The organism is Ralstonia sp. 22086 (genome assembly GCF_052045975.1).
GTDB classification, from domain to species: domain Bacteria; phylum Pseudomonadota; class Gammaproteobacteria; order Burkholderiales; family Burkholderiaceae; genus Ralstonia; species Ralstonia wenshanensis.
Window position 1 is genome coordinate 1,900,845 of record NZ_JBQEPZ010000001.1, and the last position, 23,580, is coordinate 1,924,424.

At 64.8% G+C, this 23,580-nt stretch carries 24 protein-coding genes; 7 read left to right on the plus strand and 17 right to left on the minus strand.

Annotated features, from left to right (window positions below; genetic code table 11):
- Nucleotides 1-89: 89 nt before the first annotated feature.
- Both ACTJK6_RS08905 and ACTJK6_RS08910 read left to right on the plus strand, forming a co-directional pair.
- Nucleotides 90-2,144, plus strand: coding sequence for a carbon starvation CstA family protein (locus tag ACTJK6_RS08905; RefSeq protein WP_440838749.1), 2,055 nt, complete (start codon nt 90-92; stop codon nt 2,142-2,144).
- 8 nt (nt 2,145-2,152) lie between these two features.
- On the plus strand, nt 2,153-2,347 hold the full coding sequence (locus ACTJK6_RS08910) for a YbdD/YjiX family protein (RefSeq protein WP_232041592.1): 195 nt from the start codon (nt 2,153-2,155) through the stop codon (nt 2,345-2,347).
- 74 nt (nt 2,348-2,421) lie between these two features.
- Here the strand turns inward: ACTJK6_RS08910 and ACTJK6_RS08915 are convergent, their stop codons facing one another.
- The 5 genes from ACTJK6_RS08915 to gabT all read right to left on the minus strand — a co-directional run bounded on the left by ACTJK6_RS08915 (nt 2,422) and on the right by gabT (nt 8,209).
- Nucleotides 2,422-3,168: a tetratricopeptide repeat protein gene (locus tag ACTJK6_RS08915; RefSeq protein ID WP_232041591.1), complete on the minus strand. Its 747-nt coding sequence runs from the start codon at nt 3,166-3,168 to the stop codon at nt 2,422-2,424.
- 103 nt (nt 3,169-3,271) lie between these two features.
- Entirely contained in the window at nt 3,272-3,907 is a 636-nt protein-coding gene (metW, locus tag ACTJK6_RS08920; RefSeq protein ID WP_232041590.1) for a methionine biosynthesis protein MetW, read from the minus strand.
- On the minus strand, nt 3,904-5,118 hold the full coding sequence (gene metX, locus ACTJK6_RS08925) for a homoserine O-succinyltransferase MetX (protein ID WP_322017068.1): 1,215 nt from the start codon (nt 5,116-5,118) through the stop codon (nt 3,904-3,906). Before metX ends, metW begins: the two co-directional genes overlap by 4 nt.
- A 279-nt stretch (nt 5,119-5,397) precedes the next feature.
- Nucleotides 5,398-6,900 (minus strand): NAD-dependent succinate-semialdehyde dehydrogenase, encoded by a 1,503-nt coding sequence (locus tag ACTJK6_RS08930; RefSeq protein WP_440838750.1) that lies wholly within the window; start codon nt 6,898-6,900, stop codon nt 5,398-5,400.
- 4 nt (nt 6,901-6,904) lie between these two features.
- Nucleotides 6,905-8,209, minus strand: a complete 1,305-nt coding sequence (gene gabT / locus ACTJK6_RS08935) for a 4-aminobutyrate--2-oxoglutarate transaminase (RefSeq protein ID WP_440838751.1) — start codon at nt 8,207-8,209, stop codon at nt 6,905-6,907.
- 153 nt (nt 8,210-8,362) lie between these two features.
- Here gabT and pdxR point away from each other — a divergent pair, with 153 nt between their 5' ends.
- Nucleotides 8,363-9,877 (plus strand): MocR-like pyridoxine biosynthesis transcription factor PdxR, encoded by a 1,515-nt coding sequence (pdxR, locus tag ACTJK6_RS08940; protein WP_232043078.1) that lies wholly within the window; start codon nt 8,363-8,365, stop codon nt 9,875-9,877.
- Nucleotides 9,878-9,939: 62 nt separating this feature from the next.
- Here pdxR and slmA read toward each other — a convergent pair whose 3' ends face one another.
- From slmA to argB, 3 genes are read right to left on the minus strand one after another with little or no spacing between them, the layout of a single operon-like run.
- Nucleotides 9,940-10,590 carry a nucleoid occlusion factor SlmA gene (gene slmA, locus ACTJK6_RS08945; protein ID WP_252692103.1) on the minus strand — a complete coding sequence of 217 codons (651 nt, stop codon included), beginning with the start codon at nt 10,588-10,590 and terminating at the stop codon, nt 9,940-9,942.
- A 45-nt stretch (nt 10,591-10,635) separates the two neighbouring features.
- Complete coding sequence (locus ACTJK6_RS08950; RefSeq protein ID WP_252692104.1) at nt 10,636-11,493, minus strand: HAD-IA family hydrolase; 858 nt, start codon at nt 11,491-11,493, stop codon at nt 10,636-10,638.
- Nucleotides 11,493-12,419, minus strand: coding sequence for an acetylglutamate kinase (gene argB / locus ACTJK6_RS08955; RefSeq protein ID WP_092974093.1), 927 nt, complete (start codon nt 12,417-12,419; stop codon nt 11,493-11,495). The genes ACTJK6_RS08950 and argB overlap by 1 nt, the downstream gene beginning before the upstream one ends.
- Nucleotides 12,420-12,603: 184 nt before the next feature.
- Here argB and ACTJK6_RS08960 point away from each other — a divergent pair, with 184 nt between their 5' ends.
- Both ACTJK6_RS08960 and ACTJK6_RS08965 read left to right on the plus strand, forming a co-directional pair.
- A complete protein-coding gene (locus ACTJK6_RS08960) occupies nt 12,604-13,194 on the plus strand; it encodes a sigma-70 family RNA polymerase sigma factor (protein ID WP_440838752.1) in 591 nt (196 codons plus the stop codon).
- A gap of 42 nt (nt 13,195-13,236) precedes the next feature.
- Nucleotides 13,237-13,449 (plus strand): zf-HC2 domain-containing protein, encoded by a 213-nt coding sequence (locus tag ACTJK6_RS08965; RefSeq protein ID WP_232041583.1) that lies wholly within the window; start codon nt 13,237-13,239, stop codon nt 13,447-13,449.
- A gap of 216 nt (nt 13,450-13,665) precedes the next feature.
- On the opposite strand, the gene ACTJK6_RS08970 is transcribed toward ACTJK6_RS08965, so the two are convergent.
- Entirely contained in the window at nt 13,666-13,887 is a 222-nt protein-coding gene (locus tag ACTJK6_RS08970; RefSeq protein ID WP_024977034.1) for a hypothetical protein, read from the minus strand.
- A gap of 46 nt (nt 13,888-13,933) precedes the next feature.
- Nucleotides 13,934-14,428 carry a copper chaperone PCu(A)C gene (locus ACTJK6_RS08975; protein WP_392397781.1) on the minus strand — a complete coding sequence of 165 codons (495 nt, stop codon included), beginning with the start codon at nt 14,426-14,428 and terminating at the stop codon, nt 13,934-13,936.
- A 145-nt stretch (nt 14,429-14,573) separates the two neighbouring features.
- Here ACTJK6_RS08975 and ACTJK6_RS08980 point away from each other — a divergent pair, with 145 nt between their 5' ends.
- Nucleotides 14,574-15,920: an ATP-binding protein gene (locus ACTJK6_RS08980; RefSeq protein WP_232041581.1), complete on the plus strand. Its 1,347-nt coding sequence runs from the start codon at nt 14,574-14,576 to the stop codon at nt 15,918-15,920.
- A 48-nt stretch (nt 15,921-15,968) separates the two neighbouring features.
- The gene (locus ACTJK6_RS08985; RefSeq protein ID WP_024977037.1) at nt 15,969-16,547 is read left to right on the plus strand and encodes a response regulator transcription factor; all 579 of its coding nucleotides are present in this window, start codon (nt 15,969-15,971) and stop codon (nt 16,545-16,547) included.
- A 33-nt stretch (nt 16,548-16,580) separates the two neighbouring features.
- Here the strand turns inward: ACTJK6_RS08985 and ACTJK6_RS08990 are convergent, their stop codons facing one another.
- The 7 genes from ACTJK6_RS08990 to dksA all read right to left on the minus strand — a co-directional run bounded on the left by ACTJK6_RS08990 (nt 16,581) and on the right by dksA (nt 23,277).
- Nucleotides 16,581-16,784, minus strand: coding sequence for a CsbD family protein (locus ACTJK6_RS08990; protein ID WP_024977038.1), 204 nt, complete (start codon nt 16,782-16,784; stop codon nt 16,581-16,583).
- Nucleotides 16,785-16,864: 80 nt separating this feature from the next.
- Entirely contained in the window at nt 16,865-17,479 is a 615-nt protein-coding gene (locus ACTJK6_RS08995) for a hypothetical protein (protein WP_232041580.1), read from the minus strand.
- Between the two features lie 214 nt (nt 17,480-17,693).
- Nucleotides 17,694-19,025, minus strand: a complete 1,332-nt coding sequence (gene hslU, locus ACTJK6_RS09000; protein WP_260803732.1) for an ATP-dependent protease ATPase subunit HslU — start codon at nt 19,023-19,025, stop codon at nt 17,694-17,696.
- 27 nt (nt 19,026-19,052) lie between these two features.
- A complete protein-coding gene (gene hslV, locus ACTJK6_RS09005; protein WP_004628261.1) occupies nt 19,053-19,589 on the minus strand; it encodes an ATP-dependent protease subunit HslV in 537 nt (178 codons plus the stop codon).
- Nucleotides 19,590-19,747: 158 nt separating this feature from the next.
- Complete coding sequence (locus tag ACTJK6_RS09010) at nt 19,748-21,349, minus strand: ABC transporter substrate-binding protein (protein WP_260803731.1); 1,602 nt, start codon at nt 21,347-21,349, stop codon at nt 19,748-19,750.
- A gap of 100 nt (nt 21,350-21,449) precedes the next feature.
- Nucleotides 21,450-22,757 (minus strand): zinc metallochaperone GTPase ZigA, encoded by a 1,308-nt coding sequence (gene zigA, locus ACTJK6_RS09015; RefSeq protein WP_232041577.1) that lies wholly within the window; start codon nt 22,755-22,757, stop codon nt 21,450-21,452.
- Nucleotides 22,758-22,857: 100 nt separating this feature from the next.
- A complete protein-coding gene (gene dksA / locus ACTJK6_RS09020; RefSeq protein WP_024977044.1) occupies nt 22,858-23,277 on the minus strand; it encodes an RNA polymerase-binding protein DksA in 420 nt (139 codons plus the stop codon).
- Nucleotides 23,278-23,580 lie beyond the last annotated feature (303 nt).

Sequence of the window (23,580 nt, forward strand, 5' to 3'; positions counted from 1 at the left end):
GCCCCTGTCACGGGGCAGGACTCACCGCAGGGATGAACCCACATCCCGCGTTCAGCACATTACTTCGACCAAGGTTCGAGGAGACCGACATGAGCTTCGTCAGGCAACACCTGATCTGGCTGGTCGTCGCCATTCTTGGCGCGTCTGCCTTTGCCACCGTTGCGCTTGCGCGCGGCGAGGCAGTCAGCGCGCTATGGGTGGTGGTGGCCGCCGTATGCATCTACCTGATCGCGTATCGCTACTACAGCCGCTTCATCGCCGACAAGGTGCTCGGCCTGGACGGCACCCGTAAAACGCCCGCCTGGCGTTACAACGACGGGCTCGACTACGTTCCCACCAACAAGCACGTGCTGTTCGGCCACCACTTCGCGGCCATTGCCGGAGCTGGCCCGCTGGTGGGCCCCGTGCTGGCCGCGCAGATGGGCTATCTGCCCGGCATGCTGTGGATCCTGGCCGGCGTGGTGTTTGCCGGCGCGGTCCAGGATTTCATCGTGCTGTTCATCTCCACGCGCCGCGACGGCCGCTCTCTGGGCGACCTCGTGAAGAGCGAGATGGGCACGGTGCCCGGCGTGATCGCGCTGTTTGGCGCGTTCCTCATCATGATCATCATCCTGGCCGTGCTGGCGCTGATCGTGGTGAAGGCGCTGGTCGGCTCGCCGTGGGGCACCTTCACGGTGGCCGCGACGATTCCCATCGCGCTGTTCATGGGCGTGTACGTGCGCTACATCCGTCCGGGCCGCATCGGCGAGATCTCCATCATCGGCTTCGTGCTGCTGATGCTCGCCATCGTCGGTGGTCAGGCGGTGCATGAAAATGCCGCGCTGGCGCCGCTGTTCACGTTCGACGGCAAGGCCCTCACGTGGATGCTGATCGGCTACGGCTTTGTCGCCTCGGTGCTGCCGGTGTGGCTGCTGCTTGCCCCGCGTGATTACCTGTCGACGTTCCTGAAGATCGGCACGATCATGGCACTGGCCATCGGCATCCTGATCGTCGCGCCGAAGATGCAGATGCCTTCGCTCACGCAGTTTGCAGGCGGCGGCGGCCCGGTGTGGTCGGGCAACATGTTCCCGTTCCTGTTCATCACCATTGCGTGCGGTGCGGTGTCGGGCTTTCACTCGCTCATCTCGTCGGGCACCACACCCAAGTTGCTGGAGAACGAACGCCAAGCACGCTTCATCGGCTACGGCGCGATGCTGATGGAATCGTTCGTCGCCATCATGGCGCTGGTGGCCGCTTCGGTCATCGACCCGGGCGTGTACTTCGCGATGAACAGCCCGGCGGCGCTGGTGGGCGCGACGCCCGATACGGTGGCACACACGCTGTCCACCTGGGGCTTTGTCATCACGCCTGACGTGCTGATCCAGACCGCCAAGGACGTCGGCGAGAACACCATCCTCGCCCGTGCAGGCGGCGCGCCAACGCTGGCCGTGGGCATGGCGCACATCCTGCACCAGGTGGTGGGCGGCCAGGCCATGATGGCCTTCTGGTACCACTTTGCGATTCTGTTCGAGGCGCTGTTCATCCTCACCGCCGTGGATGCAGGCACGCGCGCCGGGCGCTTCATGCTGCAGGATCTGCTGGGCACCTTCGTGCCGGCACTCAAGCGCACGGATTCGCTCGTCGCCAACCTCATTGCCACGGCCGCGACCGTCGCACTGTGGGGCTACTTCCTGTACCAGGGCGTGATCGATCCGCTGGGCGGCATCAACACGCTGTGGCCGCTGTTCGGCATCTCCAACCAGATGCTCGCCGCGATTGCGCTGACGCTGGGCACCTGCGTGCTGGTCAAGATGAAGCGCGATCGCTACGTCTGGGTGACGCTGCTGCCGACCATCTGGCTGCTGATCTGCACGCTCACCGCCGGCTGGCAGAAGCTGTTCGATCCGGACCCGAAGATCGGCTTCCTGGCGCACGCCAACAAGTACGCCAGCGCGATTGCCGAAGGCAAGCTGCTGGCCCCGGCCAAGTCGATGGCGCAGATGCAGCAAGTGGTGCTGAACGACCGCATCGACGCGTTCCTGTGCGGCCTGTTCATTCTCGTGGTCGTGAGCATCGCCTGGTATGGCCTGCGCACGGTGCTCAAGGCGCGCGCCGCGAGCCGTCCGACCACCAACGAAACGCCGTACGAAGCGCTGGGCGCATGAGCACGGGCATGCGCGAAGAACTCGAAAACTTCGGCCGCTACCTGGGCCAGACGCTGCGCCTGATGGTCGGCGTGCCGGACTACGACACCTACGTGCGCCACATGCAGGAGACCCATCCGGGCCAAACCGTCATGTCGTACGAAGACTTCTTCCGCGAACGCCAGGACGCGCGCTACGCCGGACGCGTCGGCCGGTGCTGTTGATGAATGATTGAACCTGCTCCAAAGCAAAACCGCCGGTGCATGCTGCCATGCCCGGCGGTTTTTGCTTGCGTGCGCTACATTGATTGACGTGCCGTTGTGGGCGGGTCGCCGTGCTTGGCACGATAGGTTTTCTCCACCAGCTCGCGCAGCTTGCCGAGCGCCCCCACATCGCCTTGGGCGGCCGCCCTGCCGTACCACTTCTTGGCTTGCTCGATATCCTGCGCGACCACGCCGGGCTCGCCGCGCTCGTAATAGCTGCCGACAATGTATTGCGAGGGTCCGTCGCCACCCTCGGCTGCCTTCTTGTACCAGCTGAAGGCGCGCCCGTAGTCACGCGGCACACCGCGCCCCGTGAAGTAGTTGGTGGCCAGCGCACGCTGCGCCTCGACATGCCCGCCGGCGGCGGCGCGCTCGTACCACTTGTTGGCTTCTTCCAGGGAGCGCGGTACCAGCTCGCCGCGCTCAAACAATTCGCCGTAGGCAAACTGCGCGTGGGTCATCTGGTTGTCGGCGGCGCGGCGCAGCCATTTGACCGCCTCTTCCGGGCGGGCGACGGTGCCTTCGCCGCGCATCAGCATCATCGCGTAGTTGAACTGCGCGAGCCGGTTGCCGCGCTGCGCGGCCTCGGCAAACTCGTCGAAGGCGTGGCCGAAATCGTTCTTTTCGTAGTGCGCGATGGCGATCTGGGTGAGGGCGGCGGCATCGCCCTGTGTGTCGGCAGGCGACGTTGCAGCGGATGCAAACGACATCGCCGCACCCATCGCCACCACCAACACCGCCTGCAGCATGCGCGGACTTCTGCGCCGGACCTGTCTGCTCATCACCCACTCCTCAACGGAAGATGACCCAGTGTAACGCGCCAAATTGCCACGTGCGGGGGCGCACAAACCAGCACATCAGGGGCGCACACAGCTGCCGGGGCAATCAGCCCGCGCGCACCCGGTACACCGCCACGCTGCCGCGCCAGTTGGCGCCCCAACGCACCACGCTGCCTTCGTGCAGCACAACGCGATCGAGAATCACCAGTCCCACCTTGGGCGCCAGCGCTTCAAAGTCGCGGATGGTCAGCACGCGCACGTTGGGCGTGTTGTACCACTCGTACGGCAGCGACTTGGACACCGGCATGCGCCCGCGGAAGATCGACAGCCGATGCGGCCAGTAGCCGAAATTCGGGAACGACACGATGCACTCGCGGCCCACGCGCAGCATCTCGCGCAGCACCTGCGCCGTGTTGTGGATGGTCTGAAGCGTCTGCGACAGGATGACCGTATCGAAGCTCTTGTCCTCGAACAGCGCCAGCCCGCCTTCCATGTTCTGCTGGATCACGTGCACGCCCTTTTTCGTGGACGCCAGCACGCCCGCATCGTCGATCTCGATGCCGTAGGCCAGCACGTCGAGCTCATCCTGCAGCACGCGCAGCAGGCTGCCGTCGCCGCAACCAAGATCGAGCACGGTGGAGTGCGGCTCGATCCAGCGGGCGATGGCACGAAAGTCCGCGCGGTCGGTCAGGATGTTGGGCACCTCGGACGGCGCAGCGGGGTTCAGCGTTTGCGTTGTCATGCGCCGATCTCCTGCGCGATGCGTTCGTAATAGGCGCGGACCAGCGCGTGGTAGCGCGCGTCTTCCAGAAGGAAAGCGTCGTGGCCGTGCGGCGCGTCGATCTCGCCGTAGGTGACGGGATGCTTGTTGTCGAGCAGCGCCTTGACCAGCTCGCGGCTGCGCGCCGGGGCGAATCGCCAATCGGTCATGAAGCTGACCACGAGGTAACTCGCCTTGGTGTGCGCAACGGCCTTGGTCAGGCTGCCGCCGTAGGCCAGTGCGGGGTCGAAGTAATCGAGCGCGCGCGTGATGAGCAGATACGTGTTCGCATCGAAATACTCGGCAAACTTGTCGCCCTGGTAGCGCAGGTAGCTCTCGACCTGGAACTCGACGTCGAACGAGAAACGGATATCGTCCGCCTTCAGCTCGCGCCCGAATTTCGCGGCCATGTCCTCGTCCGACAGATACGTGATGTGGCCGATCATCCGGGCCACGCGCAGGCCGCGCTTGGGCTTGACGTTGTGCGCGTAGTAATCGCCGCCGTGGAAATCGGGGTCGGACAGGATCGCGCTGCGCGCCACCTCGTTGAAGGCGATGTTCTGCGCCGACAGCTTGGGCGTGGACGCCACCACCACGCAGTGCCGCAACCGGTCCGGATACATCAGGCTCCAGGCCAGCGCCTGCATGCCGCCGAGGCTGCCGCCCATCACCGCGGCAAATTGCTGGATGCCGAAACGGTCGGCCACCCGTGCCTGGGCGTTCACCCAGTCTTCCACCGTCACCACGGGGAAGCGCGCGCCGTAAGGCAGGCCGGTTTCCGGATGCGGGCTCATGGGGCCGGTCGAGCCGAAACACGACCCCAGGTTGTTCACCCCGATGACGAAGAAGCGGTTCGTGTCGACCGGCTTGCCGGGGCCGACCATGTTGTCCCACCAGCCGACTTCGCCCTCGGCGTGCACGCCCGCCACGTGGTGCGAGGCGTTGAGCGCGTGGCAAATGAGCACGGCGTTGGAACGGTCGGCATTGAGCGTGCCGTAGGTTTCGACCATCAGGTCGTAGCCGCTGATCTGCGAGCCGTTGCGCAGTTGCAGCGGCTCGGCAAAGTGCATGCGCTCGGGTACGACCAGGCCGATGGCATTGGCCGGCTTGCCCTGATGTGCCTTCGAAGAGGATGTGTCGGCCTGCGCCGCATCGGCTGCGGTGACCGCGGGGTCAGCCTGGATGTCTGTCATGGCACCAAAGAAAAAACCCGACCGGCAACGCTGTTCACGCAACCAATCGGGTTCTCATGTGGCGCACGTGGGGCGCTTGCTTTCACCACCCCCGCTCTGACCGAACCTCTTTAGCCGCATTTGTAATGAGAGCCCAGAGCCACATTCGTGCAGTCTGAACTCCCGCGCGCCCGCAAGCCAGTCGTCAAATCGGCGCGCCAGAGGAAGGTGATTATAGAGCAAGCGGCGGCGGACGCATCACCGCAGCGTGATGCGTCCGATCCCCTGCCATATGCGGGGTCAAAGGCCGGCCATGTTGATGTACTTGATCTCCAGGTACTCGTCGATGCCGTATTTCGAGCCCTCCCGGCCCAAGCCCGATTGCTTGACGCCGCCAAACGGCGCTTCGGCGGTCGAGATCAGCCCCGTATTGACGCCGACCATGCCCGATTCCAGCGCGTCGGAAACCCGCCACGCGCGGCCAAGATCGCGCGTGTAGAAATACGCGGCCAGCCCGAACTCGGTGTCGTTTGCGGCCGCCACGGCCTCGTCTTCCGTGTCGAAAGGAATGAGGGCGGCCAGCGGGCCGAACGTTTCTTCATGCGCGACCAGCATGTCGGCCTTTGCATCGACGACGACGGTCGGCTCGAAAAACGCGCCGCCCTGCGCGGACAGCGCATGCGGCTTGCCGCCCACCAGCACGCGGGCGCCTTGGCGTACGGCGTCATCCAGGTGCTGCTGCACCTTGTCCATCGCGCGCATGTGGATCAGCGGGCCCTGCTGCACGCCGGGCTCCGTGCCGTTGCCCACGCGCAGCGCACGCACCGCATCGGCCAGCTTGGCGGCAAACGTGTCGTAGATGCCGCGCTGCACATAGAAGCGGTTCGCACACACGCAGGTCTGGCCGGCGTTGCGGTACTTGGCGATCATCGCGCCTTCCACGGCTGCATCGACGTCGGCATCGTCGAATACGATGAACGGCGCGTTGCCGCCCAGCTCGAGCGAGAGCTTCTTGATGTCGTCTGCGCACTGGCGCATCAGCAAGCGGCCAACCGCGGTGGAGCCCGTGAAGCTGAGCTTGCGCACGATCGGGTTGGAGGTCAGCTCGCCGCCAATCGCCTGCGAATCGCCCGTGACGATGGACAGCAAGCCTGCCGGCACGCCCGCGCGCACGGCCAACTCGGCAAACGCAAGCGCAGAGTAGGGCGTTTCCAGCGCGGGCTTCACCACCATCGAGCAACCCGCCGCCAGTGCCGGGCCGACCTTGCGCGTCATCATCGCGATGGGAAAATTCCACGGCGTGATGGCCGCGCTCACGCCAATCGGCTCTTTCTGCACGACGATGCGGCGATCGCCCTGCGGCGACGGAATCGTGTCGCCGTAAATGCGGCGTGCTTCTTCAGCAAACCACTCGATGAACGATGCGGCGTAAGCAATTTCGCCGGCGGCTTCTGGCAGCGGCTTGCCTTGCTCTGCCGTGAGGATGGCAGCGAGATCCTGCTGGTGCTCCATCATCAGATCGGCCAGCTTGCGCAGGATCTTGGCGCGATCGCGTGCGCTCACCTTGCGCCAGGCGCGTTGCGCAACCTGGGCGGCATCGATGGCGCGGCGCGTTTCGGCGGCGCCCATGCCGGGCACGGTGCCAATCTTGCGGCCGGTGGCGGGGTCGGTCACGTCGCGCGTGGCGCCGTCATCGGCATCGGCCCAGGTGCCGGCGAGGAACGCCTGCGTGCGCCACAGGCCGGGGTCTTTCAGTGCGATCGGCGGCGTAACCGGCGCGCTCGGCAAGTCAGTGCGGGTCATGGTGTCAGCCCTCCAGTGCACGTTGCAGGATGGCAAGGCCCTCTTCGAATACCGCGTCTTCAATCGTGAGCGGGAACAGGAAGCGGATCACGTTGCCGTACACGCCGCACGACAGCAGGAGCAGGCCGGCTTCGAGCGCGCGCTGCTGCACGAGCTTGGTGAAATCGGCGTCCGGCTTGCCGTCCGGCGTATTGAATTCGACAGCAACCATCGCGCCCACGCCACGCACTTCTGCAATGCGCGGCTGCTTGGCCTGGGCAGCGTTCAGTGCATCGACCAGACGTGCGCCCAGCGCGGCCGAACGCTCGCAGAGTTTCTCGTCGGCAATGATGTCGAGCACCGCATGTGCGGAGGCCACCGCCAGCGGGTTGCCGGCGTAGGTGCCGCCGAGCCCGCCCGGCGCCGGCGCGTCCATGATCTCAGCGCGACCCGTGACAGCGGACAGCGGCAGGCCGCCGGCCAAGCCCTTGGCCATCGTCGTGATGTCCGGCAGCACGCCGGTGTGCTCCATGGCAAACAGCTTGCCGGTGCGGGCAAAGCCGGTCTGCACTTCGTCGGCGATCATCACGATGCCGTGCTCGTCGCACAGCGCACGGATAGCGCGCACAAAGTCGGCGGGCATCTGGTAGAAGCCGCCCTCGCCCTGTACCGGCTCGAAGATGATGGCCGCCACCTGGCGTGGATCAATATCGGCCTTGAACAGGCGCTGGATGGCATCCAGCGCATCCTGCGTGCTCACGCCATGCAATGCGACAGGCGCCGGCACGTGATAGATGCTGCCCGGGAACGGGCCGAAGCCCGTCTTGTACGGCACGACCTTGCCCGTCAGCGACATGCCCATGAACGTGCGGCCGTGGAATGCGCCCGTGAGTGCGATCACACCCGGGCGGCCCGTGTGCGCCCGTGCGATCTTGATGGCGTTTTCCACGGCCTCGGCGCCGGTGGTGAAGAACGCGGTCTTCTTGGCATGCGTGCCCGGCGTGATCGTGTTCAGGCGCTCGGCCAGCTCGACGTACGAGCCGTACGGCACGATCTGGAAAGCAGTGTGCGTGAAGTGATCCAGCTGCTCGCGCACGGCCTGCACCAGACGCGGATGGCGATGGCCCGTGTTGACCACGGCAATGCCGGCCGCGAAGTCGATGTAGCGGCGGCCCTCCACGTCCCAGAACAGCGCGTTCTCGGCGCGCTCGGCGTAGCGGTCGGTCATCACACCAACGCCGCGCGGCGTAGCGGCCAGGCGGCGGGCATTCCATTGGGCATTCCATTGGGCGTTCTGTTGCGGCGCGTGTTGCGGATCTCGGGCGTTCATGGCGGTCGTGTGCGTTGGGTCGAGAAAGAGGCGATGCGAGCCAGTGTGGCTTCATTGGCTCTGTACAATAAGACCCAATTAGGTTTTTCTTTTGGAACCACTTTGGTTCCATCGCGCACCATGGCCGACCATTCCCCAACTCACCGCGCCAGCATGCTGGTCGACTATCTGCAACGCCGCTTCGACCGCGCAGAGCCAGGCGGCGAGCCCGACCATCGGCGCCTGTACCGCGTGTTGCAGGAAGGCATCCTGCGCGACGAGCTGCAGCCGGGCACGCGCCTGCCGTCGTCGCGGCAGTTGGCCACCGAACTGGGCATCGCACGCAACACGGTCATCCACGTCTATGAGCAGCTCGGCGTGGAAGGCTATGTCTCGGCGGGCGTGGGTAGCGGCACCTTCGTCGCCGATACCGCGCCGGACCGGCTGGACGCCGCGCCGGCACCAGCCGCAGCGGTTGCCGCACCGGCGGTCGCGCCAATCACCGAAGCGGCCACGCCGTCTGCGCCGATGCTGTCCACGCGCGGCCGGGCGCTCGTGCGCGATGCAGGCGCCAGCTCACGCCAATGGGGCGCCTTCATGCCTGGCGTACCGGAGGTGCGGATGTTTCCGGCGCGCATCTGGTCGCGCCTGCACAACCGGCTGCTGCGCAAGCCATCGCCTGCGCTGCTGACGTATCCCGTGGGTGCGGGCTACCTGCCGCTGCGCACCGCGCTGGCCGACTACCTGCGCACCGCGCGCGGCGTGCGCTGCGAGCCCGAGCAGATCATCATCACGGCAGGCATCCACCCGTCGCTCCAGCTCATCGCGCAACTGCTGTGCGACGCCGGCGACAGCGCATGGATTGAAGACCCGGGCTATTGGGGCGTACGCAGCGTCCTCACTGCCGCGGGCGTACGCACCGTGCCGTTGCCGGTGGACGACGAGGGCATGCGCTTTGACATCCCCGCGCGCGGGCGCCAGCGCAGCAAGCCGCCCAAGCTCATGGTGGTCTCGCCCTCGCACCAATACCCGCTCGGCTCGGTGATGAGCCTGGCGCGACGCCGCGCGCTGCTGGCCACCGCACACGCCACCGATGCGTGGATCGTCGAAGACGACTACGACAGCGAATTCCGCTACGGCAGCCGCCCGCTGCCCTCACTGCAAGGACTGGATGAAGGCGGGCGCGTGCTCTACATGGGCACGTTCTCGAAAGTGCTGTTCCCCAGCTTGCGGATTGGCTATCTGGTCGTGCCGCCCGCGCTGGCCGATGCGTTTACGACGGGGCTATCGGAGATGTTCCGCGGCGGCCAGATTCTCACGCAGGCCGTGCTGGCGGACTTCATTGCGGAAGGCCATTTCGTCTCCCACATCCGGCGCATGCGCGGGGTGTATGCGGAACGGCGCGAAACGCTGCTAGCGTCTATCGCTCACGAGTTCGGCGACGCGCTGCCGGTGCACGACGGCGCGTCGGGCCTGCATCTGGTACTGGGCTTACCCGCCGGCACCAACGATGTGGCCGTTGCTGATCTGGCACTCGCCAATGACGTCGTCACGCGCCCACTCTCGCGTTATTACCAGGACGATGCGCGCCGCCTGCCTGGGTTGCTGCTGGGCTATGGCCATGTGGAAACGGAGCAGATTGCCGCGCGGTTTCATACCTTGGCGGAAGCGATACGCACCATTGGCTGACCAACGGCACGCGCAAATAAAAAGCCCCGCAATGCGGGGCTTTCGTTTGGGGTGGTGCAGGCTCAGGCCAACAGCACCCGCAACTGCGCATCCGCACCTTCCACCGGAGACTTCCGGAAGCCGCTCTTGGCATACCGATGCCAGCGCCCGAGCACCGCACACACAACCAAGTTGGCGCGCGAAGCGATGTCGGCATCCGCCGGCCAGGCACCCTGCGTGACCGCCATGCGCAGGCTTTGCTTGAGCGATGCTTCGATGCGATCGAGGCACTGCGCCATGCGCTCGGGCAGGCGCTCGTCTTCGCCGACCAGCGCATCGCCCACCAGCACGCGCGTCATGCCCGGATTCTTGTCGGCAAACGACAGCAGCATGTGCGCGATGGCATGCGCCTGCCGCAGGCCGTGTTCCTCACGCAAGGTGATCTGGTTGATGAGGCCGAAGACGGTCTGCTCGATGAATTCGATCAGCCCTTCGAACATCTGCGCCTTGCTGGCGAAGTGGCGATACAGCGCCGCTTCGGAGACATCTAGCCGTGCAGCCAAGCCCGCAGTTGTGATCTTTTCACCACGCGGATGCTCGAGCATGCTGGCAAGCGTCTGCAGAATCTGCACACGGCGCTCGCCCGGGCGGGGGCGTTTGCGTACTGGCAGTGCTTCTATGGCGACGTCCGCGACCGGCTCGGCGGTCGGAAACTCCGTTTGCGCGTTGCTCATGACTTCCTGGCCCCTCTCCCGTTCCGAGCGCGGAGTTACCACTGCCTAGCCGCGTCGAACAAGCCTTCGTTTTAGTTGAAGCACCGATTTTACTTTCACGCTCACATAGCCGGGCCGGTTGGCGAACAAAATCGGTGTGGCAGCCGGTTGATGTGGTGAATTTGCACGCGCGCCCACCGCTGACGCTTGCATTGGATGCAATGCGTCGGCAGCGGAAGTTGGCAGCACGCCGGGCGGCACGCGCCGCAGATAGCCCGTCACCCATACCGTGCCGATCCCCAGGCGCCGATAGCGTTTGAGGTGAGAAAGCGTGTCTTCGACGAGGATGGCGCGCGATGGCGCAATACGTTCGCGCGCCAGCAAGCGGCGCAGCATCAGCGGGTCGGGCTTCGGACGCAGGCGCCGGTGCACCCACATGTGTTCGACGGCAATTTCGCGTAGGAACGCGCGCTTCAGCCCAATGAGCCGCAGCACCTCGCGCGCGTAAGCGGCCGGCGCGTTGGTCAGCAAAATCTTGCGCCCCGGCAGGGCGCGCAGCAATTGGGCGAGGCCGCGCTCCGCGCGCACCATGGCGCGAAGGTCTTCAAAGCGGTGGGCCTCGGCAAGAAAATCATCGGGGTCGACGCCGTGATGGCGGACCATGCCCAGAATCGTGGCGCCATAGCGGCGCCAATAATCCACGCGCACCTGGCTGGCGGTGGCGTCATCCGTGCCGAGCACGCGGGCCACGTACGCCGTCATCAGCCGGTTGATCTGCGGAAAGATCGCGTGCGATGCGTGGTGGAGAGTGTTGTCGAGGTCGAACAGCCAGACCGGCTGCCGGGCGGGTGGGGAGCCCGCCGGCACCTCGCGCGGGAAGGCGCGCGCAGCATGGCGCACCCGCACCGCCCGAGTGGTTCGCATCAGTGCGAGCGGATCATCGTGCCGAACGCCTGTTCGGTCAGGATTTCCAGCAGCAGCGAGTGCTCGATACGGCCATCGACGATGTGCACCGAGTTCACGCCGCTCTTGGCGGCATCCAGCGCCGACGAAATTTTCGGCAGCATGCCGCCCGAGATCGTGCCGTCGGCAAACAGCTCGTCGATCTCGCGTGCCGACAGGTCGGTCAGCAGGTTGCCCTGCTTGTCCATCACGCCGGGAATGTTGGTCATCATGACCAGCTTCTCGGCCTTCAGGATCTCGGCCATCTTGCCGGCCACGACGTCCGCGTTGATGTTGTAGGCCTGGCCTTCGTCAGAGAAGCCGATGGGCGAAATGACCGGAATGAACGCGTCGTCCTGCAGCGCTTTAACCACGGCCGGGTTGATCGTCTCGATGTCGCCCACGAAGCCGATGTCGATGAATTCGCCTGGGCGCTCGCGGTCCGGCATCTTCAGTTTCTTGGCGCGGATCAGGCCGCCGTCCTTGCCGGTCAGACCGACCGCCTGGCCGCCGTATTGGTTGATCAGCATGACGATGTCCTGCTGGACTTCGCCGCCAAGCACCCACTCGACCACTTCCATGGTCTCTTCATCGGTCACGCGCATGCCTTGGATGAAGGTGCCTTGCTTGCCGACCTTCTTCAGGGCTTCGTCAATCTGCGGGCCGCCGCCGTGCACCACCACCGGGTTCATGCCGACCAGCTTGAGCAGGATCACGTCGCGCGCGAAGCCGTGCTTGAGCTTTTCTTCCGTCATGGCGTTGCCGCCGTACTTGATGACGATGGTCTTGCCGTGGAACTTGCGAATGTAAGGCAGGGCCTGCGCGAGAATCTCAGCCTTCAACGCCGGCGCAACGTGCGCGAGTTCGGGGGCGAGGCCAGCAGGGTCGGGGGCAGCAGAAGCGGTCATGACGGTGACATCCGGGATTGGGCGGATTGAGGCGGGTATGATGGAACGCCGAATGTCGCGTGCCGCACAAAACGCAGCAGCCCATTTTTCGGCAGGCGCGATTTTACAAGAAAAGCCCGCGCGGTCTTGGCCGCAGCTTGCGTGCCCACCAAACCGTTGCGGACAAAGAACACCCTGGGGAAACATGGCCATCGCACCCGACCAACTCGACGCGCTGCGCCCTCACCTGCTGCGCTTTGCGCAACTGCAATTGCGCGACACGGCCTTGGCTGAAGACACGGTGGCTGACACCATCCTCGCGGTGCTCGAACACCCGGAGCGCTTTGCCGGCAACGCCTCGCTCAAGACTTACGTGATCGGCATCCTCAAGCACAAGATCATCGATGCGATCCGCTCGGGGCGGCGCGAAGTGCGCATCTCACTGCTTGCGGGCGGTGAATCCGATGAGGCCGGCATGCGTTCCGACGAGGCCGTCTTCGACAGTCTGTTCGCCGCCGACGGCCACTACACCAGCCCACCGTCCGACTGGGGCGACCCCGATGCCGCGCTGTCGCGGCGGGAGTTCTTCGACGTGCTGCAAATGTGCGTCGATCGCCTGCCGCCGCGCGTTGGCCGCGTCTTCATGATGCGGGAGTGGCTGGAGCTGGAAACCGACGAAATCTGTCAGGAATTGCAGATCACCGCGACCAATGCGTGGGCACTGCTTTACCGTGCCCGCATGCGCCTGCGCGAGTGCCTTGACCTGCACTGGTTCGGCAATCAGCCCGCCGCCTGAATCGCCCGTAAGCGCACCCAAGCCGCATCACAGAGAACAACCATGCCGAACCGTTGGGGACTGCCCACCTGCAAGGAAGCCCACCGCATGCTGGTGTCGAAGATGGACCGCGACCTGTCCACAGGCGAGCGGCTGCGCCTGCGCGTGCATCTGTTTGCCTGCGATGCTTGTACGCGGTTCTCGCACCAGATGGGGTTCCTGCGCCAGGCGATGCACAAGCTCGGGCAAGACGACGACGGGAGCAGCCCAGCGTGATCCCGTCGGCCGCCAACACCGTATGTGCAGTCTGCGGCGCGCAGATGCGCTGCGGAGCGATCGGCGACGGTAAGCAGCCCGACGCGACGTGCTGGTGCACGACCGAAGAAACTCTGCCCGCCAGCGCGCGGCGCCCGGGACAAGGCTGCCGCTGTCAGCGTTGCCTGCGCGAGGCGATTGCGCAGGCAAGGGCAGCATCTATATCCAACTGACCGATCAATCCTTGTCTTTGCTGTCGTCGTCCAGCGTGCGCAGTGCGCGGCGGACGTCGGCCCGGCCGCGCTGGCGCTCAGCATGACCGCCTTCGGTATGGGCGCCGGCCTTGCGGCCGCGGGCGAGCGGCACGAGAACGTTGCGCGGGCGCGCAGTGCCGGCCTTCGTTGAAGGCTCGATGCGAAACGTCAGTTTCTGGCGAGTGCCCAGTGTCTTGTTAGCCATGGGAATGCTCCCTTGCGTGGCTTGAAGCGACACTCGCCGCAAGCCATCAATGTTTGTGTTCGCCGCCGTGATTCATGGCAGGCATGTTGCCGGCGGTCAGGTCGCGCACGCGGGCTTCGACCTTCTGCTCGACGACGCGCTTGTCGGCCAGTTCCACCTTCAGCGTCAGCGGCACGGTGGTGTCCTTCACCAGCGGCTGTTTCAGGTTCATCAACATCACGTGGTAGCCGCCCGGCTTGAGCTGCACCGTCTGGCCCTTGGGCAAGTCCAGCGAGGGCATCGCGCGCATGCGCATCACGTCGCCCTCCATCTTCATCTCGTGGATCTCGGCCGTGCCCGCCACGGGCGTCGACACGCCCACCACCTTGGCACCGTCGGCCGATTGCAGCGTCATGAACGCGCCGCTGGATGTCTGGCCCGGCACCGTGCCGCGCACCCAGGCGTCTTGCACCGTGACCTGCGCGAAAGCGGCGGCACTGGCGAGCAGGCCTGCGCAGAGCATTGCCAGGCGAGCGGAAGAACGGATCGATCGGGACGTCATCATCAAGGGCTCCTGTCGGGGACAAACGTGCTGCGCATTAAAGCACAGCGTTTGTGGGGAGATAGGTTGGGTGCACAATTGTGCGGCCGATTGACGCATCGCCGCACGGAGAACCGCGCGGTGCGCACGTTTACACTTGTCCACCATGCTTTCCACCCTGTCTCTTGCCGCGCCACTGCTGGACGCATCCAGTCTACGCCGCCTCTTCTGGCTGCGATGGAGCCTGCTTGCCACCCAGCTCGTCCTGATGCTGCTCGCGCCGCTCGTCTTTGGCGTGCAACTGCCAGTGGTGCCGCTGCTGAGCGTGATGGGCCTGCATGCGCTGTTCAACCTGCTTACCGGATGGCGGGTGCGGCGCAACCGGCCCGTGCAGCATATCGAGATCACGGTTCAACTGCTGGTGGACCTGACCGCGCTATCCGCCCTGCTGTATTTCACAGGGGGCGCGACCAACCCGTTCGTCTCGTTCTACCTGCCGGCACTGGCAATTGCGGCGGCCATGCTGCCGATCGCACACGTGGTGGGCCTGACGCTCTACGCGCTGGCCGCCTACAGCATGATGCTCGGCAACTACATCCCGCTGAAGCTGGCAAACCAGGCCGATGCAGTGGCGTATCACCTGGCCGGCATGTGGATCGATTTCGTGGCCAGCAGCGCGATGATCGCGGGCTTTACGGCGCGCCTGTCCGCCGCGCTGCGCGAGAGCGAAGCGCAGCTGACCGAAGCACGCGAGCGACTGCTGCGCGAGCAACGCATCGAAGCGCTGATGTCGCAGGGCGCGAGCGTGGCACACGAGATGGGCACGCCGCTGTCGACCGTGGCCGTCATCGCCGGCGAGCTGCAGCACGACGCAAAACAGCCCGACTCCCCGCTCGCCCCGTACCGCGAAGACCTGCGCGCCATCGAACAGCAACTCGAACTGTGCCGCGCCGCGCTGGCGCGCCTGCAGCGCAAACCCAACGACGGCGCGCCCGAGCCACTCGGCCAATGGCTACCGGATTTCACGCAGACGTGGCAACTGCGGCATCCGGACATCCGCCTCCACACCGAGACCTCGCCTGCGGCGCAAGCGGTGGAATTGGATGCGGTGAACGTCGGCCAGATCCTCACCATCCTGCTGGACAACGCCGCCCGCAGCCAGCACCACGCCGGCCGCGACCTGGTGCCGCTGCTGCTGACCGCCAAGATCGACGCCAATCCGGATGTGCTCCGCGATATGCCGCCGCAGATCGTGCTGTCCATCGTCGATACGGGGTTGGGCTTGCCGGAAGACCTGCGGACGTCGCTCGGCCGCACGCCGGTGCCAAGCCGGCATGGCGGTCACGGCATCGGGCTGTATCTGGCCTCCACCACGGCGCGCCGCCTGGGTGGTACCGTGGTGCTACGCCCGAACCCGCCCCAAGGCGCCATTGCCGAACTCCGACTGCCGGTTGGCGGTCCGATGGAACACGCGGCCGCCCCCATCATTGGCGCGCCCACCCTCTTCACATAACGAGACGGCCTGACGCAGCCCCGTGCACGTACGGCCCCGGAGAACACCATGCAGCAGCCCGCCCCCTTTCTGATCCTCGATGACGACGACGTCTTTGCGCAGACGCTGGCGCGCGCGCTCACGCGTCGCGGCTTTGCTCCGCAGATCGCGCACACCGGCGGCGAAGCGTTGGCCCTGGCGCGCCAGACACGCTTTTCGTATGTCACTGTCGATCTGCACCTGGCCGCGAGCGACAAGGGCCTGATGCCCCATGGCGGCACAGATTCCGGTCTGCACTGGATTGCCCCACTGCGTCAGGCGCTGCCCGACGCGCGCATGCTGATCCTCACGGGCTACGCAAGCATTGCCACCGCCGTGCAAGCGGTCAAGTTGGGCGCTGATGAATACCTGGCCAAGCCAGCCAATGTCGATTCGATTCTGCTGGCGCTGCAAGTGGGCGTGTCTGAAGCCGTGGCAGAACAGACGATGGAGAACCCCGCGCCGCTGTCGGTCGCGCGACTGGAGTGGGAGCACATCCAGCGCGTGCTGGCCGAGCACGGCGGCAACATCTCCGCCACCGCGCGGGCGCTCAACATGCATCGGCGCACGCTACAACGCAAGCTGGGCAAGCGGCCGGTCGCCAAGTAAGCGCCGGCCGCGTGACGCTACATCACCGCTGCATCACCAGCGGGTATCGCGCTCCCACGCCTTGAGTTCGTCTTCGGCGCGCTCCTTCGTATAGCCGTAGCGTTCCTGGATCTTGCCGGCAAGCTGGTCGCGCTTGCCGCGGATCACGGTCAGGTCATCGTCGGTGAGCTGGCCCCACTTCTCCTTGACCTTGCCTTTGGCCTGATCCCATTTACCTTCGATCTGATCCCAGTTCATACGTCCTCCGTCGCGAGTTGAGAGATTGAGACAAAGCAGGGGCGACCCGCAGGCCGCCCGTGTAGAGACTTTCGTACGGCTTACTTCTTGAACTTGGCGGCCACGTCGTTCTGGCACTTTGTCTTGGCGTCGCCGGACATGGCGTCGCAGCGTTCCTTCGCGGCCTTGTAGTTGGCGTCGTTGGTGTCCTTGACGGCATCGCGGCGCGCTTCGCTGACGTCCTTGGCTGTGCCCGTCGCCTTGGCGTGGCTCACTTCGTCGCCGGCCTTGGCGCGCGTGTAGGCGGCCTTGGCGTCCTTCACGCAGGTGTCCTTCTCGTTGCCCTTCATGGCATCGCACTTGGTCTTGGCGACGTCGTAGTCGGCCTCGGCCTTTTCCTTGGCGGCGCGGTTGCGGGCGGCTTCAGTGCCATCGCGTTCGACCATGGCGTTGGCCTTGGCGACGTTGTAATCGCCCTTGGCCTGCGCACGGCAGACGTCGCGGTCATTACCCTTCATCGCATCGCACTTGTCCTTGGCAGCTTTGTAATTGGCATCCGCTTGTTTGACGGCACTGTCGTAAGCGGCGCGCTTGGCATCGTTCGGTGCCGAGGCCCCGGCGGGGCCGGTGGGTGCGGGCGTGAGCTGGGCGTGGGCGATGCCCATCGGGGCGCAGGCAAGCACGCAACACAGGGCCAGGCGTTGGATCGGTTTCATACGCTTCTCTCCTTGTCGTGGTTGGAATCGCGCACGCCAGGTGCGCGGCGCGCATTGTCTGTGCGGCACCACCTTCTTCAGCAGATAACGGACCTGACCACGCACGATCCTGAGCAAACCCTTGCCCCACCTGGCTTGGCGGGCGCCCAAACAAAACGGGCCGCATCGTCTCCGATGCGGCCCGCGGGGCATATTGAATGCGTTGCTTACACGCTTACAGCACGTAGCGCGACAGATCTTCGTTGCCCGACAGCTCACTCAAACGCTCGTCGACGTACGCGGCGTCGATGGTCACCGTCTCACCTGCCGACTTGTGCGCGTGGAACGACAGGTCTTCAAGCAGTCGCTCCATCACCGTGTACAAACGGCGTGCGCCAATGTTCTCGACCTTCTCGTTGACCGAACATGCGATCTCGGCCAGGCGGCGAATACCGTCTTCGGCAAACACGAGGTCGACGCCTTCCGTCTTCAACAACGCCTGATATTGCTTGGTGAGGCTCGCGTCGGTCTGCGTGAGAATCGCGCGGAAATCCTCCACCGACAGCGAATCCAGCTCCACGCGAATCGGGAAACGGCCCTGCAGCTCGGGAATCAGGTCGCTCGGCTTGGACAGATGGAACGCGCCCGACGCGATGAACAGGATGTGATCGGTCTTGATCATCCCGTACTTGGTGTTGACGGTCGTACCTTCCACCAGCGGCAGCAAGTCGCGCTGCACGCCCTGGCGCGACACCTCGCCGCCGCCGTATTCGCTGCGGCTGGCGATCTTGTCGATCTCGTCCAGGAAGACGATGCCGTTCTGCTCGACATTGGCCACCGCTTTCTGCTTCAGCTCATCCTCGTTCACGAGCTTCGCGGCCTCTTCGTCGATCAGCAGCTTGAAGGCTTCCTTGACCTTCATCTTGCGACGGTTCTTCTTGCCCTGCCCCAAGCCCGCGAACATCGAGCGGATCTGCTCGGTCATGTCTTCCATGCCCGGCGGGCCCATGATGTCCATGCTGGGCACACCGGCCGACACTTCCAGTTCGATTTCCTTGTCGTCGAGCTGGCCTTCGCGCAGCTTCTTGCGGAAGGTCTGGCGCGCGGTCGAGTCCTTTTCTTCCGGCTGCGCAAAGCCGATGTCGCGCGGCGGCGGGATCAGCACGTCGAGGATGCGATCCTCGGCCGCATCTTCGGCCTTGGCGCGCACCTTCTTCATCTCGGATTCGCGCGTCTGCTTGACGGCCATCTCGGCCAGATCGCGCACGATGGTGTCGACGTCGCGGCCGACGTAGCCCACCTCGGTGAACTTGGTCGCCTCGATCTTGATGAACGGTGCGTCGGCCAGCTTGGCCAGGCGGCGGGCAATCTCGGTCTTGCCTACGCCGGTCGGCCCGATCATCAGGATGTTCTTGGGCGTGATTTCCTGGCGCAGCGGCTCGCCCACCTGCTGGCGGCGCCAGCGGTTGCGCAGCGCCACGGCAACGGCCTTTTTGGCCTTGTGCTGGCCGATGATGTGCTTGTCGAGTTCGGAAACGATTTCCGACGGCGTCATGGTTTCAGACATGGGAATCCTGTCGATGAAGGCGCTCGCTTATTCGAGCGTCTCGATCACGAAATTGGTGTTGGTATAGATGCAGAGCTCGCCGGCGATCCGCAGCGATTTTTCCACCACATCGCGCGGAGCAAGATCGGTGTTCTCCATCAGCGCCTTGGCTGCCGATTGGGCATACGAGCCACCGGAGCCAATGGCAGCAATGCCGCCTTCCGGGTCCAGCACGTCGCCGTTGCCGGTGATGACGAGGGTGGCTTCGCGGTCTGCGACGATCAGCATCGCTTCGAGGTGGCGCAAGGCGCGATCGGTGCGCCAGTCCTTGGCCAGGTCGACGGCGGAGCGCAGCAGGTTGCCTTGGTGCTTTTGCAGCTTGGCTTCAAAACGGTCGAGCAGGGAGAAAGCGTCGGCAGTGGCGCCGGCAAAGCCGACCAGCACCTTGCCATCGTAGATGGCGCGCACTTTGCGGGCCGAGCCTTTCATCACGATATTGCCCAGCGTGACCTGGCCATCGCCGCCGAGCGCGACTTGGTTGCCGCGACGCACGCTGACGATGGTGGTGCCGTGATACTGTTCCATGCGCTTGTTCCTAGGGGGTCCGGCTTGGCGCGGCCCCCAGCGGGCCGGCCAAAGAACTTCATACTTGACGCCAGCCCCGAGGATTTCAAGCCTGATTTCCGTCACAGCGCACATATTTTGTGCGCCGAAAATCGCTTCTTGCTTGGCTCCCGACTATTTCAGTGCGTCACATCGAATGCGTAAGTGCGCTCATCCAGACGCGGCACCATCGTGTAGCCCTTACGCGCCGCCCACACGTTGATATTGAAGTACAGCGGAATCACGCCGAAATCGCGCATGCCGATTTCCGTGGCTTCCTGCAGCAGCCTCTCGCGCTTGCTGTCGTCCAGGGTCTGCAGGGCTTCTGCCAGCTTGGCGTCGAGCGCCGGGTTCGAATAGCGCCCGCGATTGGAGGCGCCCCAACCGCGCGCCGGATCATAGGTCGCCAGCAGCGCCTTCAGGCTCGAACTGGCTTCGCCGGTATCAGCACCCCAGCCGGCTTGCAGAAACGAGAAGTCCAGCTTGTTTGCGCGTGTGAAGAACGACGCTGACGGCAGCGTCTCGACCTTGGTGGCAATGCCCACCCGCGAAAGCATCGAAGCGATCACCTGTGCGACGCGGTCATCGTTCGGATAGCGGTTGTTGGTGGCATGCAGCGTGATGGCAAAGCCATCGGGGTAGCCGGCCTGGGCGAGCAGTTTCTTTGCGGCAGCCGGGTCCGCCACCGGTGCCTTCAGGCCCGGTACGTGGCCGAACAGCGCGCTGTTGACGAGTTGGCCGGTCGGCTCGGCAGCGCCTTCCATCACGCGGTCGACGATGGCTTGGCGCGAGATCGCCAGCGAAATCGCCTCGCGCACGCGTGCATCCTTGAGCGGGTTCTTCGGCAGCGGCTTGCCGGCCTTGTCGGTCACGAACGGCGACACATCGCGGTTGGAATCCATGTGCAGATACATCATGCGGAACACCGGCATCTTGAACACAGTCACCGCCGGGTTGGTCGACAGCTTCTTGATGTCCGAGCTCGGCACGTTTTCGATGATCTGCACGTCGCCCGCCAGCAGCGCCGCGACGCGCGGCGCGTCGGCCGTCAGGATGCGCAGCGTCACGTGCTGCCATTGCGGCTTCTTGCCCCAGTAGCCATCAAAGCGCGTGAGTTCCACGCGATCGCCGCGGTTGAAGGAGACGAACTTGTACGGCCCGGTTCCGATCATGGCGCGGCCATTGTTGAAATCGTCCGCGCCAGCTTTTTCGACAGCCTTCTTCGACACCATGTAGATGGTCGACAAGTCGTTCGGCACCAGCGGGTACGGGCCGTTCGTGGTGATGCGCACGGTCAGCTTGTCGACGGCCGTCACCTCCTTGAAGCCACGCGTGTAGATCGTGAACGGCGACGGGCTGTTCTTGATGGTGGCCGGGCGTGCCAGCGAATAGACGACGTCGGCCGAGGTGAATTCGCTGCCGTCATGAAAATGCACGCCAGGGCGCAGCTTGACTTCCCATACCGTGTCGCTCAGGGCTTTCCACGACGTGGCGAGGCCCGGCTTGAGACGCATCTTCTCGTCCTTGGCGATCAGCGCCTCGAACATATGCTCGGCCACGTTCGAGTTGGGCGTGACGTTATGGAAGTGCGGATCGAGCGAAGTGATGTCGCCCGACAACCCAATCACCAGCGTGGATGCCGGCTGGGCATGCGCCGCAATCGGCGTGAGCGCCGAGAGCGTCGTGGCAAAACACAGCGCGGCGACCAGGTTCGCGGCGCGCAGCAGACGCAGGACCGGCATGACGACTCCCCGATGGTTTATGACGAAAACAAAACGTTCGGGGATTGTCGGGACCGGATGACGCCGGTGTCAACGTCGATGAAGCAGGGGGTCTGCGTGCTCAGTGATGGTGCCCGCAGTCGCAGTCGTCACCGTGTTGGTGATCGTGGTCGTCGTCCCAGTCGGTATCGTCGTGGTCGTCGTAGGCCCAGGCGGGGAAGGGATCGGCCAGCGTGGCCCAGGCTTCGGGGCCGGCAGCCATCTCAGCGTCGGTCAGCAGGCAAGCGTCGAGTTGCGCAATCAGCGCCGCTTCATCCAGGTCCGTGCCAATGAAGACCAGTTCCTGGCGACGGTCGCCCCAGCGCGCGGGCGCCCCGTTGTCGTGCATCTTGTCGGAAATGTCCGCGCGGGCTTCTTCCTCGTCCGGCCACTCGGCTTCATCCACCGCAGCCCACCATGCGCCGGCACCGCCGTGACGCATCACGCCGCCGGCCTGGCCCCAACTGCCCGCCGTGTCCATACGCGAAGCCAGCCAGAAATAACCCTTCGAACGCAACACGCGGCCGTGTTCGCGCAGCCACTCGGTATGCATGAGGTCCCACAGACGCTGCGGGTGGAACGGCACGCGGCGACGATAGACGAAGCTGCGGATGCCGAGCGCTTCAGTCTCAGGAACGTGTTCGCCACGCAGCTCCGCCAGCCAAGCCGGCGCGGCGGATGCGGCATCGAAATCGAAACGATGGGTGTCGAGGATTTCGTCCAGCGGTACCTTGCCGAACGATGCCGGCACGATGCGCGCGCGCGGGTTCAGCGAGTGCAGGATGCCGGCCAGGCGCTCGCGCTCGGCATCGCTCACGAGATCGATCTTGTTGAGCACGATCACGTCGCAGAACTCGACCTGTTCGATCAGCAAGTCGACGACGGTGCGGTCGTCGTCTTCATCCCGCGCCTGGCCACGATCCGACAGGAAATCGGCTGCATCGTAATCAGCCAGGAAGTGCTGGGCATCGACCACGGTGACCATCGTGTCGAGACGCGCCAGATCGGACAGCACGTCGCCTTGCTCGTCTTCAAACGTGAACGTCTCGGCAATCGGCAGCGGCTCGGCCACGCCCGTCGACTCGATCAGCAGGTAGTCGAAGCGGTCTTCACGGGCCAGGCGCGCGATCTCGTCGAGCAGATCTTCGCGCAGCGTGCAGCAGATGCAGCCGTTGGACAGCTCCACCATGCGCTCGTCGGTGCGCGAGAGCTGCGCACTGGTGGCCGTGCCATCGCCCACGAGCTGCGCGTCGATGTTGACGTCCGACAGGTCGTTGACGATCACGGCCACGCGCTTGCCCTCGCGGTTGGCGAGCACGTGATTGAGCAGCGTGGTCTTACCGGCGCCCAGGAAGCCGGACAGCACGGTAACGGGAAGCGGACGGGACATGATCAGTGGCCTCAGTTTGTGGCCCAACAAAGCAAACAGCCCGGTGAGTTACCGGGCTGCGAGATTCAAACGAACGCGTCAACCAAATGCGACGCGTACGTCAGTCACCCATCAACTTCTGGCGCTTTTCGCGGCGCTCCTGCGCCTCGAGCGTCAGCGTGGCCGTCGGGCGAGCAAGCAAGCGCGGAATGCCGATCGGCTCGCCGGTTTCGTCGCAGTAGCCGTAGTCGTTGGCATCGATGCGGGCGATCGACTGTTCGACCTTCTTGAGCAGTTTGCGCTCACGATCGCGCGTACGCAGCTCCAGCGCGTGCTCTTCCTCGATGGTGGCACGGTCAGCCGGGTCCGGCACGATCACAGTCTCGCGCAGGTGCTCGGTGGTCTGGTTGGCGTTCGCGAGAATTTCATCGCGCATTTTTACAAGCCGGTCCTTGAAGAAGGCGAGCTGCGCCTCGTTCATGTAATCCTTGTCGCTCATCTTCAGGATTTCGGCTTCGGTGAGTAGTTTCTTGCTGCTCATGGTTGCTGCAGATGATCCTGGTAAATCGCGAGCCGTCTCGGCTGTCGCGTCGTCCTTGCGCGGGGATGCGCCGGACTTGTTCTGGCTGGCGGCGGACTTGCCGCCCCGCGCGCCTCCTTTTGCCTCTCCCGCAGCGGCGCCCCCTGCCGCTTTTCTACGGGTGGCTGGCGCAGCCTGGGCTGCTGCCGACTCCGTTACGGACGGCCCGGCTCCACCGTTGGCGCCGCGCCCTTCCTTGGTCTTAGTCACCATCGCCTGCTCTCCTATCGGACGTGCTTCGGACGACGTGCTTCTAAATCGACC

Excerpts from the sequence above, each read along its gene's own strand:
- ACTJK6_RS08905 (WP_440838749.1), top strand. The coding sequence starts at position 90 with ATGAGCTTCGTCAGGCAACACCTGATCTGGCTGGTCGTCGCCATTCTT.
- ACTJK6_RS08910 (WP_232041592.1), top strand. The coding sequence starts at position 2,153 with ATGCGCGAAGAACTCGAAAACTTCGGCCGCTACCTGGGCCAGACGCTG.
- ACTJK6_RS08915 (WP_232041591.1), bottom strand. The coding sequence starts at position 3,168 with ATGAGCAGACAGGTCCGGCGCAGAAGTCCGCGCATGCTGCAGGCGGTG.
- metW (WP_232041590.1), bottom strand. The coding sequence starts at position 3,907 with ATGACAACGCAAACGCTGAACCCCGCTGCGCCGTCCGAGGTGCCCAAC.
- metX (WP_322017068.1), bottom strand. The coding sequence starts at position 5,118 with ATGACAGACATCCAGGCTGACCCCGCGGTCACCGCAGCCGATGCGGCG.
- ACTJK6_RS08930 (WP_440838750.1), bottom strand. The coding sequence starts at position 6,900 with ATGACCCGCACTGACTTGCCGAGCGCGCCGGTTACGCCGCCGATCGCA.
- gabT (WP_440838751.1), bottom strand. The coding sequence starts at position 8,209 with ATGAACGCCCGAGATCCGCAACACGCGCCGCAACAGAACGCCCAATGG.
- pdxR (WP_232043078.1), top strand. The coding sequence starts at position 8,363 with ATGCTGGTCGACTATCTGCAACGCCGCTTCGACCGCGCAGAGCCAGGC.
- slmA (WP_252692103.1), bottom strand. The coding sequence starts at position 10,590 with ATGAGCAACGCGCAAACGGAGTTTCCGACCGCCGAGCCGGTCGCGGAC.
- ACTJK6_RS08950 (WP_252692104.1), bottom strand. The coding sequence starts at position 11,493 with ATGCGAACCACTCGGGCGGTGCGGGTGCGCCATGCTGCGCGCGCCTTC.
- argB (WP_092974093.1), bottom strand. The coding sequence starts at position 12,419 with ATGACCGCTTCTGCTGCCCCCGACCCTGCTGGCCTCGCCCCCGAACTC.
- ACTJK6_RS08960 (WP_440838752.1), top strand. The coding sequence starts at position 12,604 with ATGGCCATCGCACCCGACCAACTCGACGCGCTGCGCCCTCACCTGCTG.
- ACTJK6_RS08965 (WP_232041583.1), top strand. The coding sequence starts at position 13,237 with ATGCCGAACCGTTGGGGACTGCCCACCTGCAAGGAAGCCCACCGCATG.
- ACTJK6_RS08970 (WP_024977034.1), bottom strand. The coding sequence starts at position 13,887 with ATGGCTAACAAGACACTGGGCACTCGCCAGAAACTGACGTTTCGCATC.
- ACTJK6_RS08975 (WP_392397781.1), bottom strand. The coding sequence starts at position 14,428 with ATGACGTCCCGATCGATCCGTTCTTCCGCTCGCCTGGCAATGCTCTGC.
- ACTJK6_RS08980 (WP_232041581.1), top strand. The coding sequence starts at position 14,574 with ATGCTTTCCACCCTGTCTCTTGCCGCGCCACTGCTGGACGCATCCAGT.
- ACTJK6_RS08985 (WP_024977037.1), top strand. The coding sequence starts at position 15,969 with ATGCAGCAGCCCGCCCCCTTTCTGATCCTCGATGACGACGACGTCTTT.
- ACTJK6_RS08990 (WP_024977038.1), bottom strand. The coding sequence starts at position 16,784 with ATGAACTGGGATCAGATCGAAGGTAAATGGGATCAGGCCAAAGGCAAG.
- ACTJK6_RS08995 (WP_232041580.1), bottom strand. The coding sequence starts at position 17,479 with ATGAAACCGATCCAACGCCTGGCCCTGTGTTGCGTGCTTGCCTGCGCC.
- hslU (WP_260803732.1), bottom strand. The coding sequence starts at position 19,025 with ATGTCTGAAACCATGACGCCGTCGGAAATCGTTTCCGAACTCGACAAG.
- hslV (WP_004628261.1), bottom strand. The coding sequence starts at position 19,589 with ATGGAACAGTATCACGGCACCACCATCGTCAGCGTGCGTCGCGGCAAC.
- ACTJK6_RS09010 (WP_260803731.1), bottom strand. The coding sequence starts at position 21,349 with ATGCCGGTCCTGCGTCTGCTGCGCGCCGCGAACCTGGTCGCCGCGCTG.
- zigA (WP_232041577.1), bottom strand. The coding sequence starts at position 22,757 with ATGTCCCGTCCGCTTCCCGTTACCGTGCTGTCCGGCTTCCTGGGCGCC.
- dksA (WP_024977044.1), bottom strand. The coding sequence starts at position 23,277 with ATGAGCAGCAAGAAACTACTCACCGAAGCCGAAATCCTGAAGATGAGC.